The sequence below is a fragment of the Parabacteroides johnsonii DSM 18315 genome (assembly GCF_025151045.1).
Lineage (GTDB): Bacteria > Bacteroidota > Bacteroidia > Bacteroidales > Tannerellaceae > Parabacteroides > Parabacteroides johnsonii.
Genome location: NZ_CP102285.1, coordinates 2,504,385 through 2,521,164, shown reverse-complemented (window position 1 = coordinate 2,521,164; position 16,780 = coordinate 2,504,385). Strand labels below are relative to the sequence as shown.

Annotated in this window: 13 protein-coding genes; 5 read left to right on the top strand and 8 right to left on the bottom strand. The window is 47.4% G+C overall.

What is annotated here, in order from left to right:
- Positions 1-85: 85 nt before the first annotated feature.
- The 3 genes from NQ564_RS10285 to NQ564_RS10275 are packed head-to-tail and all read right to left on the bottom strand — an operon-like array spanning position 86 to position 3,757.
- Positions 86-1,792, bottom strand: coding sequence for an acyl-CoA dehydrogenase family protein (locus tag NQ564_RS10285; RefSeq protein WP_008150839.1), 1,707 nt, complete (start codon positions 1,790-1,792; stop codon positions 86-88).
- Positions 1,793-1,796: 4 nt separating this feature from the next.
- A complete protein-coding gene (locus tag NQ564_RS10280) occupies positions 1,797-2,816 on the bottom strand; it encodes an electron transfer flavoprotein subunit alpha/FixB family protein (protein ID WP_008150836.1) in 1,020 nt (339 codons plus the stop codon).
- 35 nt (positions 2,817-2,851) lie between these two features.
- On the bottom strand, positions 2,852-3,757 hold the full coding sequence (locus NQ564_RS10275) for an electron transfer flavoprotein subunit beta/FixA family protein (protein WP_008150834.1): 906 nt from the start codon (positions 3,755-3,757) through the stop codon (positions 2,852-2,854).
- Positions 3,758-4,008: 251 nt separating this feature from the next.
- On the opposite strand from NQ564_RS10275, the gene NQ564_RS10270 reads away from it, so the two are divergent.
- Positions 4,009-5,202, top strand: a complete 1,194-nt coding sequence (locus NQ564_RS10270) for a DUF4861 domain-containing protein (protein WP_050771054.1) — start codon at positions 4,009-4,011, stop codon at positions 5,200-5,202.
- A 15-nt stretch (positions 5,203-5,217) separates the two neighbouring features.
- Here the strand turns inward: NQ564_RS10270 and NQ564_RS10265 are convergent, their stop codons facing one another.
- The 5 genes from NQ564_RS10265 to NQ564_RS10245 form a co-directional block, all read right to left on the bottom strand.
- On the bottom strand, positions 5,218-6,591 hold the full coding sequence (locus NQ564_RS10265) for an MFS transporter (RefSeq protein WP_008150830.1): 1,374 nt from the start codon (positions 6,589-6,591) through the stop codon (positions 5,218-5,220).
- Positions 6,592-6,695: 104 nt separating this feature from the next.
- Positions 6,696-9,548, bottom strand: a complete 2,853-nt coding sequence (gene gcvP, locus NQ564_RS10260; protein ID WP_008150829.1) for an aminomethyl-transferring glycine dehydrogenase — start codon at positions 9,546-9,548, stop codon at positions 6,696-6,698.
- A gap of 43 nt (positions 9,549-9,591) precedes the next feature.
- On the bottom strand, positions 9,592-10,230 hold the full coding sequence (locus NQ564_RS10255) for an MBL fold metallo-hydrolase (RefSeq protein WP_008150827.1): 639 nt from the start codon (positions 10,228-10,230) through the stop codon (positions 9,592-9,594).
- Complete coding sequence (gene rsmG / locus NQ564_RS10250) at positions 10,227-10,898, bottom strand: 16S rRNA (guanine(527)-N(7))-methyltransferase RsmG (protein ID WP_008150825.1); 672 nt, start codon at positions 10,896-10,898, stop codon at positions 10,227-10,229. Before rsmG ends, NQ564_RS10255 begins: the two co-directional genes overlap by 4 nt.
- A 30-nt stretch (positions 10,899-10,928) precedes the next feature.
- Complete coding sequence (locus NQ564_RS10245) at positions 10,929-11,792, bottom strand: DUF3298 and DUF4163 domain-containing protein (protein ID WP_008150823.1); 864 nt, start codon at positions 11,790-11,792, stop codon at positions 10,929-10,931.
- Positions 11,793-12,235: 443 nt separating this feature from the next.
- Between NQ564_RS10245 and NQ564_RS10240 the strand changes: the two genes are divergently transcribed.
- The 4 genes from NQ564_RS10240 to NQ564_RS10225 all read left to right on the top strand — a co-directional run bounded on the left by NQ564_RS10240 (position 12,236) and on the right by NQ564_RS10225 (position 16,773).
- Positions 12,236-13,042: an FAD:protein FMN transferase gene (locus NQ564_RS10240; protein WP_008155137.1), complete on the top strand. Its 807-nt coding sequence runs from the start codon at positions 12,236-12,238 to the stop codon at positions 13,040-13,042.
- On the top strand, positions 13,039-14,361 hold the full coding sequence (locus NQ564_RS10235) for a Gfo/Idh/MocA family protein (protein WP_008150817.1): 1,323 nt from the start codon (positions 13,039-13,041) through the stop codon (positions 14,359-14,361). Before NQ564_RS10240 ends, NQ564_RS10235 begins: the two co-directional genes overlap by 4 nt.
- Before the next feature lie 2 nt (positions 14,362-14,363).
- Positions 14,364-14,594 (top strand): hypothetical protein, encoded by a 231-nt coding sequence (locus NQ564_RS10230; protein WP_008155138.1) that lies wholly within the window; start codon positions 14,364-14,366, stop codon positions 14,592-14,594.
- A gap of 163 nt (positions 14,595-14,757) precedes the next feature.
- Entirely contained in the window at positions 14,758-16,773 is a 2,016-nt protein-coding gene (locus NQ564_RS10225) for a beta-L-arabinofuranosidase domain-containing protein (protein WP_008150814.1), read from the top strand.
- Positions 16,774-16,780 lie beyond the last annotated feature (7 nt).

The following is a 16,780-nucleotide window of genomic DNA, read 5'->3' as shown; positions in this document are numbered from 1 at the left end:
TATTGGCTTAATACGAGCCTAAATATAAGGAAAAAGCCGGAAATCAAAAGAAGATATCCGGCTTTTATAAAATAGATAATGTCTATTATTGTCTGTAGCTTGCTAATTCGTTTGCATTGAACTTGCAGATGAAGTTGCTGTGTTTTTCCACTTCCGCTTCGACATAATTCAGATATACGACAGCTGATTTGGCAAACATTTCAGGAGCTTTTGTCGCGTCTTGGATCAGCAGGTGAGCCATGATGCAGCCGGCTGCCATTTCATAGAGGCGACGGGCAACAAAGTCCTGCAATTCTTGGTTCTGAGCTTCCTTCACCTTGTTCATGCAGGCTTCGAACTTATTGGCCATTTCAACCAAGCGGGCTTTCAGCGGTTCCATTTCCGGAGAACACGGGATTGTCTCGAATTCGCGTATGGTAGCCAGATAAGAACCGTTGGTCACGTAACGGATGGCTGCAACTGTCTGCAACTGCGTCGTACCCTCATAGATGGAGGTGATGCGGGCATCCCGATAGATACGTTGACAAGCATATTCCAGCATGAAGCCTGAACCACCATGAATCTGGATACAGTCATATGCGTTCTGGTTGGCATATTCGGAGTTCATACCTTTTGCCAGCGGAGTAAAAGAGTCGGCCAGTTTGGCATATTTCTTCTGTTCCTGACGTTCTTCCGGAGTCAGCTTACGTTCACGGGCGATGTCGTCTAACGCTTTGTAGATATCTACATAGCGAGAAGTTTGGTACAGCAGTGCGCGGCCGGCATCCAGCTTCGCTTTCATGATAGACAGCATGTCATAAACAGCCGGGAATTCGATAATGGCTTTGCCGAACTGTTTGCGTTCCTTTGCGTAAGCCAGTCCTTCGTTGTAGGCGGCCTGGCTCAGACCGACAGACTGTGCGGCGATACCCAGACGGGCACCATTCATCAGCGCCATTACATATTTGATCAAACCCAATTTGCGGTCCCCGCAAAGTTCGGCTTTCGCATTTTTGTAAACCAACTCGCAAGTAGGCGAACCGTGGATACCCAACTTGTTTTCAATACGGCGGACATCTACGCCACCTTGACGCTTGTCATAGATGAACATAGACAAGCCACGTCCGTCTTTCGTCCCTTCTTCCGAACGGGCCAGAACCAAATGAAGGTCGGCGTCTCCGTTGGTGATGAAACGTTTCACGCCGTTCAGCAACCAGCAATTTTCTTTTTCGTCGAAAGTAGCTTTCAGCATCACGGACTGCAAATCGGAGCCGGCATCCGGCTCTGTCAAGTCCATAGACATCGTTTCTCCGGCGCAGATACGCGGAATGAAACGGCTGTGCTGGTCTTCGTTTCCGAATTCATATAATGTTTCGATACAATCTTGCAACGACCAGATGTTTCCAAATCCTGCATCGGCGGCAGCCACGATTTCGGCACACATGGTGTACGGTGTGATCGGGAAGTTCAAACCACCGAAACGGCGCGGCATTGTCATACCGTTCAGGCCGGCTTTCACCATTGCATCCAGATTCTGCTTGGTCCCGGAAGCGTATTCCACACGTCCGTTTGCGCAGTGAGGACCTTCTTCGTCGACACCTTCGGCATTGGGGGCAATGATCTCACCTGTGATTTCACCTGTGATTTCAAGCACTTTGTCGAACGAGTCCATTGCATCGGCATAGTCTTGCGGTGCATAGTCGAACTCTTCTTTATCTCTGTAATTGCGTTCTTTCAGTTCGCAAATACGTTCCATCATCGGATTGTTCAAGTGATACTTGAGTTCCGGAATGTCTGTATAATAATTTGCCATCTCTTTACTTGCTGTTCTGTTTGTAATACTTAATCATCTTCGGAATCACTTCCTCAACGGTACCGTTGATTACGTAGTCGGCAATCGTGTTGATCGGAGCGTTCTCGTCGTTGTTGATAGAGATGATGATACCTGCATCCTGCATACCTGCGATGTGCTGGATTTGTCCGGAGATACCGCAAGCGATATATAATTTCGGACGAACCGTCACACCCGTCTGGCCAATCTGGCGGTCATGGTCACAGAAACCGGCATCAACGGCTGCACGGCTGGCGCCCACTTCGGCATGAAGTTCTTTCGCCAGTTCGAACAACATATCGAAACCTTCCTTGGAACCCATTCCGTAACCGCCGGCTACTACGATCGGAGCACCTTTCAGGTTGTGCTTGGCCTTTTCTACGTGGCGGTCGATGACTTTTACGACATAATCCGTTTCCGGAACATATTTGGCGACGTCATGTTTTACCACTTCGCCTTTATAATCGGCGTCCAGGATTTCCTTTTTCATCACGCCTTCGCGAACTGTCGCCATCTGAGGACGGTGTTCCGGGTTGATGATCGTCGCCACGATGTTACCACCGAAAGCGGGGCGGATCTGGTATAACAGGTTCTCGTATGTTTTACCAGCTCTTTTGTCTTCATGCGAGCCGATTTCGAGGGATGTACAGTCGGCAGTCAGACCGCTTGTCAATGCAGAAGAAACACGGGGGCCTAAGTCGCGTCCGATAACCGTAGCTCCCATCAGGCAGATCTGCGGTTTTTCTTCTTTGAACAAATTGATTAAGACAGAAGAATGAGGAAGGGAAGTGTACGGGAACAGACCCGGGGCATCGAAAATATGCACCTTGTCCACACCATAAGGCATCACCTGCTTTTCAATCCCTTCCAGTCCGGAACCGGCAATGATGGCTTCAAGTTGGCAGTTCAACTGATTGGCTAACTTACGACCTTTGGTCAGCAGTTCGAGGCTTACATCGGCAACCGTCGTACCTTCAAGCTCACAATATACAAATACATTATTCATATTGTTCAATCTTTTTTACCGTATGTAATTGTCAATTACCCGATAGTGTGGTTAGCTAACAGTTCAACAATCAAATCTTCCACATCCTTGTCCGAGCCGGTCAGCGTCTTGCTTTCCTTAGCCTGGAACACGATGTTTTGGATGGCTTTCACCTTTGTCGGCGAACCGGACAAACCGCATTGTGCGAGATCTCCGTCTACATCGGCAACACTCCATTCCGGAATATTCAGGTACGGGCGTTTTTCATACAGTTCGGGGTATGACAGTGCAGATACGCCTTCCGGATGACAAGCGGGAGCGGGAGCTTTTTCCTGTGCGCCCAATGCCCGTTTGAATTTCATCACCAATTTGGCGTTACGCGGACGGCAGGGGGCAGCCGAACCATTGACCGTAATCACGATAGGCAACGGTCCTTCTACTGTTTCGACACCACCGTCGATATGCCGTTTCACTGTGATGCTGCGATTCTTTTCATCTACGTTTAGGATTTCTTCGGCATATGTGACCTGTGTTAATCCCAATTTTTCGGCGACTTGGGGACCAACCTGGGCCGTATCACCGTCAATGGCTTGGCGTCCTCCGATGATAATATCGTAGTCACCTATCTTTTTGATCGCTGTGGCAAGCGCATAGGACGTTGCCAAAGTGTCGGCGCCGGCAAATGCACGGTCGGTCAGCAGATAACCACCGTCTGCTCCCCGGTATAAACCTTCACGAATAATTTCTGCTGCACGCCCCGGGCCCATTGTCAACAGAGTAACCGTAGTTCCCGGATAGGCGTCTTTCAAGCGGAGGGCTTGTTCTAATGCGTTCAGGTCTTCCGGGTTGAAGATTGCGGGGAGAGCGGCACGGTTGATAGTTCCGTCCTCTTTCATCGCATCCTTTCCCACATTGCGTGTGTCCGGAACCTGTTTCGCCAATACAATAATTTTTAAACTCATATTAATAGGAATATTAGATTTCTATATTGGATATTTGTTCGAATTAACCTTCTAAATATTGACTTGCAAAAGTAATCAAACATTCTTTATATCAAAGAACTTTCGTCTGGAATCTGCACACTTTAGGTTTTTTTGAGCATATCCTTTCGAATATCTTTTGTATTTTTGCATTTCGTTAGACCAATAAAAATATAATGAATAGTACCATGAATTTTAATCAGAAAACCACAAAGCCATTGATCATGCTTTGTATGACTGGATTTTTTGTCGCAGGCCTTCAGAATAAAGTATTGGCGGAAGAATTGGTTCGTACCGTGGAAGTCTCGAATGAATGGAAAACCGGCAAGCAGGATGAACCGGTAGTGCTTCGCCTGAGCGATATGAGTCCGTCTTTTCGTGTACGTTCGGCAACAGTCTGGGACGGAACGAAGGAAATACCTTCCCAGTTGGATGATTTGGATGGTGACCGTAAAGCGGATGAACTGGCTTTTGTTTTGGACGTTCCTGCCCAGTCGGTCAAGAAGCTGAAAGTTGTTCTCTCTTCCGAAAAGACAGACCGGACCTATCCTGCCCGTGTCTATGCCGAGATGTTGGTGAGCGATAAGAACGGCAAGCATGTCCCGATTTCATCTCTTACTATTCCGGGGACTAGTAACGTTTATAATCAGTTGCACCATCATGGTCCTGCTTTCGAATCGGATCAGGTAGCCTATCGTATTTATTTCGACAAGAAACAGACTGTCGATATTTACGGCAAGTTCAATAAGGGTTTCGAAATACGGGAGTCTCAATTTTATCCTACCGATGAACAGCTGGCACGTGGTTTCGGAGACGATGTCCTGTTGGTAGGCAACAGTTGCGGCGTAGGAGCCTTGAAAGGATGGGATGGAAAGAAAGCGACCCATATCGAACCGGTTGCCAGTCTGACGGAAACTATACGGGCATACGGTCCGGTGCGAACTGTTACGGATATTGTTTCGACTGATTGGCAGTATCAAGGTTCGGAACTTCAGATGACGGTCCGTTATATTTTGTATGCCGGACATCGGGATTGCGAAGTTCAGGTGCATTTTGCCGAGCCGCTGAAAAATGAAGTGTTCAGTACGGGTGTTCTGAATATAAAAGGTTCTTCTTCTTTTTCCGATCATAAAGGTCTGGTGGCCTGTTGGGGTACAGATTGGCCTGTCAACGATACGGTCAAATATGCAAAGGAGACGGTCGGTGTTGCCACTTGCCTGCCTTCCGATCTGATAAAGAACGAAACGCAAGACGCTGCCAATTATCTATATGTGATAGGAGCGGAGGGACGGTCTTCTTTTACTTACCACATCACTTTTACATCGATGAAAGAAACTTTCGGTTATAAAACAAAAGAAGACTGGTTTGCCTTTGTCCAAAAATGGAAAAAGGAACTGCACCAGTCTTGTCAGATCGAAGTCAAGTGATTGGATTGATATCTCCTATCTTGTATCCAGCCTTTTGACTACTTGCCCGTAAATGATAAGGGCGAATGCCGAAACCAGCGCGATTGCTCCGAAGTAGTACCAGATGTAATGGGCGTGGGCGCTTGCGGCTACCCATTCTTCGTGCGTACTGAACAGGGTCGGTTCAGGGCAATACTTGCTTAGCAGGAATCCGGACAGACCGAATCCTAAGATAGAAGAAAGGAAAGAGTGCAAATGGCTGAACCCCAGATAAAGCCCTTCTTCTCCTTTCGGAGCCTGCAAAGAGAAGTATTCGAGGAAGCGTGGAGAGATGAAAGTTTCGGCCAGACCTTGGAAAACGATGCCGACTACCATCATAAAGGCAACAGGGTGCATGCCCAGGATAGTCGAACTGCCGTCCAGCATATTTCCGGAAGCCATACATAAGGCCGATACCGGCATGATAAACATCCCGATAGTCATAGACATCAGTGCGGTTCTTTTCCGCATTAGTTGGGTAACCAGGTTGACTGTCAGTACTACCACCAACGGGTTGACATTCGCATACCACGAAGGAGAAGCCCCTTCACCTGCCAGGCGGAGCACATATTTAGGCATTGTAGCATATAACTGGTGTTGCACCATCCAGAATCCCGTAATGATCAGGATCAGGATGATAAGACGTCCGTTGCAGCAGACTTTTATTAGTGCCTGCCAGATTTGGCTGAATGTTTTTCCTTCACCGCTATGCTGGCTGCTCTTGTAGAAGAACCAGATCGCGAGTAAAGCCAGAAATGTCATGGAAGCGGAGAAATAGTTCAGTGTGATGAGCCCCTCGTTTCCGAGAGCTTCGCGGAGTGGTTTGACAATCGTCTTGCCGGAGAAAGCCCCTATATTGACCATCGCGTAAAAGATGGAGAACCCTTTGGCGCGGGTTTCAGGGGTCGTCTCTTTGGCTACTGTACCGGAAATCACGCTTTTGATGAAAGCACCACCGCATACGATCAGGATCATGATCGGGATGATTCCATATTGCAGGTTGCTTTCCAACAGTCCGGTAAAAGTGGTGGTCGTTCCATATTGCACTAATCCGGCAGACTGTAGCCAAGTCGGATAGACGGCCAGTCCCAGATATCCGAAAGTGAGCAAGGAGAAAGCGATTAACATGGAGTTGCGGAAGCCGATCTTGTCGGCAAGAGCTCCGGCAAACGTGGGAAACAGGTAGAGGCAGGCGGAGAAGACACCGGCGATACCGGCTGCCTGAATGTCATTGAATCCGAGAATCCGGCTAAGATAGAGGGTGATTACGATGAAGACGCCGTAGTAGGCGGCACGTTCGAAGAGTTCAACGGTATTTGCTACCCAAAATGCTTTGCTGAATCTGATTTTCTCTTTAGTTGTAGTGTTCATTGAATTTATTGTTTGTTATTAAAAAAAATAACGCAAACGGCGGGGAAAGCAGATGAGAAAATAAGAGCTGCGTTTTCGTGCCGTTTGCGTTATACCGGTTTATATTAAATTTCGCATGCGCAAAGTGTCGGGATCAGGTTACGGTCGCCATACGCATTGTCTACGCGGGCTACGTTGATCCAGAACTTGCTGTCGTGCAACCATTCCAGCGGGAAGGCGGCTTTACTGCGTGGATACTCGTGTTTCCATTCGTCGGCTGTCACTTCGTATTCGGGATGAGGAGCATTCTTTAATACGTTATCTTCCTTCGAAGCCTTGCCTTCTTCCACTTCCTTGATTTCGTTCCAGATACATTCCAATACCTCGACGAAACGGTCCAGTTCGGCCTTGCTTTCACTTTCGGTCGGTTCGACCATCAAAGTGCCGTGAACAGGGAAGGAAAGAGTAGGAGCGTGGTAGCCGAAATCCATCAGACGCTTGGCGATATCGCCTTCATCAATGCCTGAACGTTCTTTTACCGTGCGGCATTCCAGGATTAGTTCGTGACCGACACGGCCTGTAGCACCTGTGTAAACGATTCCGTAAGTATCTTTGAATTTAGCCGCTAGATAATTCGCATTCAGGATTGCGGTCTTGGTGACCGTTTCCAATCCTTCTGTTCCCAACATGCGGATGTAAGCATATGTGATCGGCAGAATGCCCGCGCTACCGTAAGGTGCAGCGGAGACTGTGTTCAGGCCGTTACCCCATAATACCGGGTGTTGCGGTAGGAACGGAACGAGGTGTTCGGCAACGCAGATCGGACCGACACCAGGACCGCCTCCACCGTGAGGAGAAGAGAAGGTCTTATGCAGATTCAGGTGGCAGACGTCTGCACCGATAGTCCCCGGGTTAGTCAGACCGACCTGTGCGTTCATGTTGGCACCGTCCATATACAGCTGACCGCCGCAAGCGTGAACAATGTTGCACATTTCTTTGATGTCCACTTCGAAGATACCGTGGGTAGACGGATAGGTGATCATGCTGGCAGCCAAGTTGTCTTTGTTGGCTTCGGCTTTTGCCCGGAAATCTTCCAAATCGATATTACCCTTGTCGTCACATTTTACCGTAACAGTCGTGAAACCGCACTGGATCGCACTTGCCGGGTTTGTACCATGAGCGGAAGCCGGAAGCAGAACGATGTTGCGATGTCCTTGCCCAATGCTTTCCAAGTAAGCCCGGATTACGCGCAGACCTGTATATTCGCCGGCTGCTCCGGAATTAGGTTGAAGTGTACAGCCTTTGAATCCGGTGATCTCGCACAAGTAGGCCGATAAGTTTTCAATCAGTTCCGTGTAGCCTTCGACCTGGTCTTCCGGTGCATACGGGTGTATATTCATGAATTCCGGACGGCTGAGCGGAAGCATGGATGATGCTGGGTTCAGTTTCATTGTACAAGAACCCAAGGAGATCATGGACTGGGCTAGTGAAACATCCTTGCGTCCCAGGCGGGTGATGTAACGCATCAGCTCCGTTTCAGTATGATACTTCTTGAATACGTCTTCCTGCAGGAATTCGGAAGTACGGGTGAACTTCGGATCGAAATAAGTCTTTTCAGGAACGGCTTCTTGCAGCATGTAATCCTTTCCGGCTGCACCAGCGAAGATATACAGCAATACGCCGATATCGGTCGGACCGGTCGTTTCGTCCAAACTGATACCGATCTGTCCGGCCTCGAAGTAACGCAAGTTTACCTTGCATTCCAATGCGATCTCGCGGAGCGCATTGATGGATACTTGTTCCGGTAACTGGATTTTCAACGTGTCGAAATAGTCTTTGTTCAATTGCTTGTAGCCCAGTTTTTCCAGTTCGCCTGCCAAGAAACCGGCAGAAGCGTGGATACGACCGGCAATGTTCTTCAGGCCTTCGGCACCGTGGTAAACGGCGTAGAAACCTGCCATCGTGGCCAGCAAGGCTTGGGCGGTACAGATATTGGAAGTTGCCTTTTCACGTTTGATATGCTGTTCGCGTGTTTGCAAAGCCAAGCGATAGGCCGCGTGTCCATAGGCATCTTTGGAAATGCCGATGATACGTCCGGGGATGGAACGCTTGTATTCGTCTTTCGTTGCGAAGAATGCAGCAGACGGGCCGCCGTAGAACATTGGGATACCGAAACGCTGGCTGCTCCCGAATACGACGTCTGCGCCCCATTCTCCCGGAGGAGTCAGCAGGACAAGGCTCATTAGGTCGGCAGCAACGGCGACACGTGCTCCACCGGCATTGGCACGCACGATGAATTCTTTATAATCTTCGATCAAACCGTCGGCATTCGGATACTGGACGATAGCCCCGAATACATCCGGTGTGAATTCAAATGTTTTGTAATCACCCACAACGACCTTGATGCCTTGCGGGATCATGCGAGTGTTGATAACGGCCAGTGTAGAGGCGAATACGTTTTCGTCGACAAACAACGTATTGGCTTCTGCTTTTACCTGTGCACGGCTACGGCTACCGTAGAACATGGTTGCCGCTTCGGCTGCTGCTGTCGCTTCGTCCAGCAGGGAACAGTTGGCCAGCGGAAGGCTGGTCAGTTCCGCGATAACAGTCTGGAAATTCAACAATGCTTCCAGACGTCCTTGTGAAACTTCTGCCTGGTACGGAGTGTAGGAAGTGTACCAAACCGGATTTTCAAATACGTTACGTTGGATAGGAGCCGGACATACTGTGTCATACCAACCCATTCCGATATAAGAAGTGAAGACTTCGTTTTTGGATGCCAACTCCGAGATGTGTTCTGCGAACTCACGTTCCGTCATGGGTTCGGGAAGGTTAAGCGGCTCTTTCAAACGGATGTCGGACGGGATGGTCTGATCGATCAGTTCGTCAACCGACTTGACGCCGATGGCTTGCAGCATGGAAGGTATGTCTTCTGCCGAGATACCAACGTGGCGGTTTACAAATTTATTTGTGTCCATAATATTATGATTTATGAATTATGATTTATGATTTAATTCTTAATTACAAATAGGGATTATTGAACTTCTCATCGATGACCCTTGTTTCCGGTCCATGCCCCGGATAGATTACTGTCTCGTCGGGAAGCGAAAGGAGTTTGTCGCGGATGGCGGCAACCAATACCTCCTGGTTTCCACCCCAAAGGTCGGTACGGCCGATACTTCCGGCAAACAGTGCATCGCCGACGATCGCAAAGCCGTTCTTTTTGTTATAGAAAGCGACGCTGCCGGGTGAATGTCCGGGAACTGTCAGCACTTGAAGTTCGGATGTGCCGAACTTGATGGTCTCGCCTCCTACGATATATTTTTCAACCGGGACATTCTCGACCTGCTGACGGAGTCCGAACAATTTGGCCTGTTCGTCTGGAGAGGGCAGTTTCTCGACATCCTGCTTGTTCGCTTCGGGTTTCAAACCGTATGTCTTATATATAAAACCGTTTCCGAATACGTGATCCACGTGTAGATGAGTACAGAGCAAATGCTTTAATGTCAACTTGTTTTCGAGGATAAAGTCGGTTAACTCCTTTTCCTCTTCCTTGCGACAGCAACCACAATCGATCAGTACGGCCTCGCGTGTATCATCATACAGCAGGAATGTGTTTTCCTGGAAATAATTGAACTCAAACGATTTTATTGTAATCATAACGGTACGTAAACAACTTTTTTAGTTTGGAAAAATTCTTCTTTAAAATGGTCACTCAGGTTGAGGCTGACAGCTTGCTTGTGGAATGGCAATATTTCATGCTGCAACTCTCCTCCTTTCAGACAAATCAAACCGTTAGGAAGTGCATTTTGTTGTTCCTTCTTTATATTCTTACGGGCGATTTTTGCCAGATCGGCCAGCGGCATGACGGCACGGCTCACGACAAAGTCGAATAATTGTTTTTCCTCTTCGGCACGACAATGGCGGAAAGTGACGTTTTTCAAACCGATCGCTTCGGCTACGGCTTGTCCGACTTTGATCTTTTTCCCGATACTGTCTACTAAATGAAACCGTACTTCAGGAAGCAGGATAGCAAGTGGTATGCCGGGAAAACCTCCTCCCGTACCGATATCCATCACTGTTGATCCTTCTTTGAATTTCAGCATTTTCAGGATACCCAAAGAATGAAGCACGTGGTGCAGGTACAGGTTCTCTATATCTTTGCGTGAAATTACATTGATTTTGGAATTCCAGTCTGAGTATAAGTCGAACAGGGCATCTATCTGTAGCTTTTGCGCATCGGTCAGCGTTGGAAAGTAAGACTTTAGAACCCCCAATTGACAATTGACAATTGATAATTGGGGAGAGGATGTTACGTTGTTATCCATAGATTATTATGTGTAGGATTTTATTGTATTTTAATTGTCAATTGTCAATTGATAAATCGGACTGTCTTTCTTCAATAGATATTGGATTTCCGCATAGGGTAAGAATACATTTGTTTCTCTTACCACGTAAGCGGCGATTTCATATTCATTAAAGGTATATGTGATACCGTCTCCGTCGACCAGGAAATTACCGTTCGGAAAGATTTCTTCGACACTGAAGAAACCTATGTTTTCCAAGTCTTTCGGATTCTCTACCTTGTTTTGTTTGGCAATATGATCGATCAATATCTGTGCGAGACTGTCCTGGAAGTTCTCGATGAAAATATCTTCTTCCGTGATTGCATTGCCTGTTTTCAGGTTGATCACATGGTTGTTGTAGGCATGCGAACCGTGTGCGCCGCCTGTATAGTTTTCAAAACTTACGGTATAGCTCAAGATGTCATTCTGGTTGTAGACGATTTCATCCGACGACATTTCGAAATAAGAGAACCAGGCCCCGACCGGCAAATCATCCTTCTTTTCCAACTCCGCCTTGAAATCAGCTTCCAGCTCTTTATAGTTGTTCAGATAATCTTCCGTGTACTTGGCGACCGCTTCTTCCGGAGGCAGGTTCTCGTAATTCTCGCCGAAATAGGAGAGGACGAAGTCATTTTGTATCTTTTTCAGGATCTCTTTATCGGAAAATTTGGCGGGATAGGTGAAGCTCAATTGCAGGTTACAATTGGGATTATCAGGATTATCCAGCAGATGATAGGTCTTATCCACCCGGATAGAATCGAATTTGATATCGTTATCGGCCGTTTGCTTTATGTTGGTATTGCAACCGGTTACGAACATTCCTAAAAAGAAAAGCGCTATCAGGCTTTTACTAATTTGTGTACTCATCGGAATCATAGATTTTAGATAATACTTTTAGATGCAAATGTAAGCTATTATCTTGTAATAAACGAATGGCTGGTTTCTTTTTTCAGCCTCAGAGGCATCAAAAGGGTGAGGAGATAGCAGTGCAAGTGTTGTTCCCTGCCTATGTAACGGTCGTTCCTTACCTATGGAACCACTGTTTCCTGCCCATGAAACGGGAGTGCCATGCCAGTGGAACTCTTGTGCCAATAAAATGTAACAGGCTTGGCACTGCGTTTTAGCTTATCATCTGGAAAAGGAATTCTGCTTGGCGAAGGTTGAGTTGTAATAAATGTTTTAAACGAAAATAAACGCTAATTAGGCAACCTTTTAAGAAAAAGGTTGCCTAATTCTATTTGTGAAACGAACAAATCCCCTATATTTGCAGAGTGTGTACGCGCACCTCTTTGAACCATGTAAAAAATAACAAGTAACAAATGGCTTATTCTAACTATTATGCGGCTTCCGGGCTTTTCCATGGATCTATGTCGTCGGTAATGGGAACGCAGTTCGACATCTTGATGGTCGGCAGTGATCCCCGTCTTCTTGGTACGGTCTGGGAAAAGGTCGAATCGGAAGTGCAGCGATTAGATAAAATGCTGAACCGGTTCGATCCGGAGAGTGAGGTTTCATTTGTTAACCGGGAAGCCGGGCACTACCCGGTGACGGTGGGGGAAGAGCTTTGGAATATATTGTTGAACTGCAAGCGTTACAATGAGCTGACGGAAGGATATTTCGATATAACTTTGCAGGGATTCGACCAGGTATTGCTGACGGAAGAAGATAAAAGCATTTTTTTCTTTTCTGAATCTTTACACATTGATCTCGGCGGGTACGGGAAAGGATATGCGCTTGCTAAAATACGGGAACTGTTGGAAGAAAACGGGATTGGTAAGGCGCTTGTCAATTTCGGAAATAGTTCGGTTCTGGCGGTCGGTACGCATCCGTGCGGCGAATATTGGCCGGTGGGTCTTGACAATCCGTTTACGAAAGAGCGGATTGCCGATTTGAAGTTGTGTGACAGTTCGCTATCGACATCGGGAAATATGCCTTCCCATCCGCGTCATATCGTGAACCCGCATACGGGAACATTCGTGGAGGATAAGAAAATGGTGTCGGTGGTGTCGAAAGATCCGGTGGTGGCGGAGATTCTGACAACTGCCTTTATGATCTGCGACGACGAGCGTGTTCCGGTAATCGCGTCTCAATTTGATATTTATGAAAAACATGTATATAAGTTATGAAAAATGATGAGAATTCAGTCAATTTAAGCCGGCGGGACTTCTTCAAGGAGTTGGGAATGATTGGTGGAGGCGGTGCACTGCTTTCCGCGTTTCCCTGGTTGCAGTCCTGTAGTGCCGACGATAAGGTGCAGATCGCAAAGGAGAAAGTGCGGATCGGATTTATCGGTACAGGTTCACGCGGACAATATCACTTGAACAACCTGAAGACGGTTCCGTATGCTGATGTGGTTGCCTTGTGTGATAATTATCCTCCTAATCTGAAAGCCGCTTCGGTTATCTATCCCCAGGCTAAGACGTATGATGATTACCGAAAGGTTTTGGAAGATAAGGATATACAGGCCGTTATGATCGCGACTCCGCTGTACGAACACGCGCATATAACGATAGATGCTTTGCACGCCGGAAAGCATGTCTTTTGCGAGAAATCGATGGCGATGACGTGTGCCGACTGTCTGGATATGTATAATGTGTTTAAAGAATCCGGTAAAGTGATGTTTATTGGCCAGCAGCGCTTATATGATCCGAAATATATAAAAGCGATGGAAATGGTTCATGCCGGCTTGTTGGGAGATATAAACTCGATACGGGCGTATTGGTTCCGTAATAACGACTGGCGCCGTCCCGTTCCTTCTCCCGATTTGGAACGTAAGATCAACTGGCGCTTATATAAGGAATATTCATGTGGCTTGGTAACGGAGTTGGCCACCCATCAGTTGCAGGTCGGAAACTGGGCGCTCCGGATGCTTCCTGAAAAGGTGGCCGGCATGGGGGATATCGTCTATTGGAAGGATGGCCGCGAAGTGTATGACAGCATCAATTTGATTTACCATTATCCGAACGGTGTGAAGATGACCTATGAGTCAATGATTGCCAACAAGTTTTATGGCCTTGAAGAAGAGATCATGGGAAGTAAGGGCACAATGGAACCGGAAAAAGGTAAATATTATTTTGAAGATGTCGAACCTGCTCCTGGTATCATGCAGTTGATCAACCAGATCGAACATAAGATTTTCGACAATGTTTCATTTGCCGGCCCGAGTTGGGTGCCTGAAACTGCATCGGTAAACAAGGGACATCTGATCATGGATAATGTCACAACGATCAGTGGACAGTCATCGGTAGGTGCTGCCGGCGACGGCTCTATCGAGTTGGTTACCGCTTTCTGTGAAGCGGCCATTACCGGAAAACCAGCTCCTAACTTGGTGGAAGAAGCTTACTATTCTTCTGTTTTGGGTTTGTTGGGTTTGCAGGCGATTGATGAAGGACGGGTGATTACTTTCCCGGATGAATATAAAATACCGTATCTAAATTTTGCATGATTATGAAAGAAATCGTATTATCTGTAAAGAGACAAAAAACGGAAATCAAGATATTCTGTGTCTGTATCGCGCTCGCCTATCTGATGAACATTATCTCTATCATCACATACGGTACAAGTTGGTCCGAGCTTTGGACACAATCGTTGTGGATGCTGCTCATCACGTGTGGCTTTTACGGGTTGTCGGTTGTACTCCGTCTGTTGTATTACGGAGTGTGCCAGTTAAGAAAGTGATTGTTGCTTTTCTCTTGAAAGAGAAGTAACCAAAAGATTTTATATCGTTCTATTGCTTTTTCATCAGGAGGAAGTGATAGAACGATTTTTATATGTTTTTGATTGATTTCTTATCATGTTTTTCTGTCGGATTCCTTTCCTTTGTCCAATAAATCTGATAAGCATGAAAAAGACGATTTTACTTTTCTCAATTCTGTTGGCGTCGTGTGCAGGTAAACAGACGCAAGAGATTCGGACGATGGAACGTTTGTCCACAGCCTCTCGTAATGACTATTATGTAAGTAACCGGGCCCCGTTGCAACCATTGCAATTTATCAAGCTGCCCGCCGGAAGTATCGAGCCTGAAGGCTGGATACGTCGGCAAATCGAATTACAGAAGGACGGACTTTGCGGTCATTTGGGGGAGATTAGCGCTTGGCTGCAAAAAGGAAACAACGCCTGGTTGAAAAATGGAGGCGAATGGGGTTGGGAAGAAGTACCTTACTGGCTGCGTGGGTATGGTAATATGGCGTATGCCTTGAAAGACGAGGCTTTGTTGAAAGAAACGAAATTCTGGATAGAAGCCATTCTGGCCAGTCAGCGGGCGGATGGTAATTTTGGACCGGTGCATCTGAATAACGGCAAGCAGGATTTTTGGCCGAACATGATCGTCCTCTGGATCATGCAATCCTATCATGAATATACGAACGATAATCGGGTGATCGACTTCATGACCCGCTATTGTCACTATCTGCAAACGGTTTCCGATGACGCTTTCCTGTCAAGTTACTGGGAAAATAGCCGTGGAGGGGATAATCTTTGGAGCGTGGTCTGGCTATATAACCGTACGGGTGACGAGTCGCTTCTTCCGTTGGCCGAAAAGATTCACCGGAATACGGCAGACTGGACAAAATCGACTCAGCTTCCGAACTGGCACAATGTGAATGTCGCTCAGTGTTTCCGTGAACCTGCCACCTATTATCTGTTTACTAGAGACTCGGCGATGTTGGCTGCCAGCTATAATGTCCAGAGTTTGATACGCCGTGCTTTCGGCCAGGTTCCCGGTGGAATGTTCGGGGCGGACGAGAATGCTCGTATCGGATTTTTCGATCCTCGCCAGGGAACGGAGACTTGTGGTTTTGTGGAGCAGATGGCATCCGACGAGATCATGCTTCTGATCAGTGGCGATCCTTATTGGGCCGATCACCTCGAAGATGTCGCGTTCAATAGTTATCCGGCTTCTTTGATGCCTGATTACCGGGCACTTCGTTATCTGACTTGTCCGAATATGGCGATCAGCGATTCACGCAATCATCATCCGGGATTGGATAATTCCGGCCCGTTCTTGGCCATGAACCCGTTCAGCAGTCGTTGCTGCCAGCACAATCATGGTTTCGGCTGGCCCTATTATGTCGAACATTTGGTGTTGGCGACGCCGGACAACGGGGTAGCCGCCGTTTTATATAATTCTTGTAAGGCAAATGTAAAGGTGGGCGACGGAACGGAAATCACCTTACATGAACAGACGAATTATCCGTTTGAGGAAATGACACGTTTTACGGTCGGAACATCCGAAAATGTATCTTTCCCCTTCTATCTCCGCATCCCTGCTTGGTGTAAAAATGCTTCTGTCCTGATCAATGGGAAACCTCAGCAGACGAAGTTCGCTCCCGGAACATACGCTTGTATCGAACGGGAATGGAAAGATGGCGATGAGGTTGTCCTGAACCTTCCGATGGAATATGCCGTTCGCCAGTGGCAGGTAAATAAGAACAGTGTCAGTGTCGATTACGGTCCGCTTACCCTGTCTTTGAGAGTAGAGGAAGAATACAAGCAAATGCCCAGTACCGAAACCGCCGTTTGGGATTCCAAATGGCAGGAAGGAGCGGATGCTTCCGCATGGCCGACATTCGAGATTCTGCCTGCAAGCCCGTGGAATTATGCCTTGAGAGTCCAGTCACCTATCACGTTGCAACGCAGAAACTGGCCGTCGGACAACAATCCTTTCACTCTCTCTTCCGTCCCGATGGAATTTAAGGCTCAGGGACGTTTGGTGCCGGAGTGGAAAATTGACGAATACGGATTATGCGGAGTCCTTCCATACGAAAACGCTCGCAAGTCCAACCGCCTGGATGAAATCACCTTGGTCCCTATGGGAGCGGCAAGGTTGAGGATTTCTGCTTTCCCGGTGGCTGAGTGATAATACA

What these genes read in the sequence shown, in the direction of transcription:
- NQ564_RS10225 (WP_008150814.1), top strand. Translation starts at nt 14,758, where the DNA reads ATGAAAAAGACGATTTTACTTTTCTCAATTCTGTTGGCGTCGTGTGCA.
- NQ564_RS10275 (WP_008150834.1), bottom strand. Translation starts at nt 3,757, where the DNA reads ATGAGTTTAAAAATTATTGTATTGGCGAAACAGGTTCCGGACACACGC.
- rsmG (WP_008150825.1), bottom strand. Translation starts at nt 10,898, where the DNA reads ATGGATAACAACGTAACATCCTCTCCCCAATTATCAATTGTCAATTGT.
- NQ564_RS10280 (WP_008150836.1), bottom strand. Translation starts at nt 2,816, where the DNA reads ATGAATAATGTATTTGTATATTGTGAGCTTGAAGGTACGACGGTTGCC.
- NQ564_RS10255 (WP_008150827.1), bottom strand. Translation starts at nt 10,230, where the DNA reads ATGATTACAATAAAATCGTTTGAGTTCAATTATTTCCAGGAAAACACA.
- NQ564_RS10240 (WP_008155137.1), top strand. Translation starts at nt 12,236, where the DNA reads ATGGCTTATTCTAACTATTATGCGGCTTCCGGGCTTTTCCATGGATCT.
- NQ564_RS10245 (WP_008150823.1), bottom strand. Translation starts at nt 11,792, where the DNA reads ATGATTCCGATGAGTACACAAATTAGTAAAAGCCTGATAGCGCTTTTC.
- NQ564_RS10285 (WP_008150839.1), bottom strand. Translation starts at nt 1,792, where the DNA reads ATGGCAAATTATTATACAGACATTCCGGAACTCAAGTATCACTTGAAC.
- NQ564_RS10270 (WP_050771054.1), top strand. Translation starts at nt 4,009, where the DNA reads ATGACTGGATTTTTTGTCGCAGGCCTTCAGAATAAAGTATTGGCGGAA.
- NQ564_RS10265 (WP_008150830.1), bottom strand. Translation starts at nt 6,591, where the DNA reads ATGAACACTACAACTAAAGAGAAAATCAGATTCAGCAAAGCATTTTGG.
- NQ564_RS10235 (WP_008150817.1), top strand. Translation starts at nt 13,039, where the DNA reads ATGAAAAATGATGAGAATTCAGTCAATTTAAGCCGGCGGGACTTCTTC.
- NQ564_RS10230 (WP_008155138.1), top strand. Translation starts at nt 14,364, where the DNA reads ATGAAAGAAATCGTATTATCTGTAAAGAGACAAAAAACGGAAATCAAG.
- gcvP (WP_008150829.1), bottom strand. Translation starts at nt 9,548, where the DNA reads ATGGACACAAATAAATTTGTAAACCGCCACGTTGGTATCTCGGCAGAA.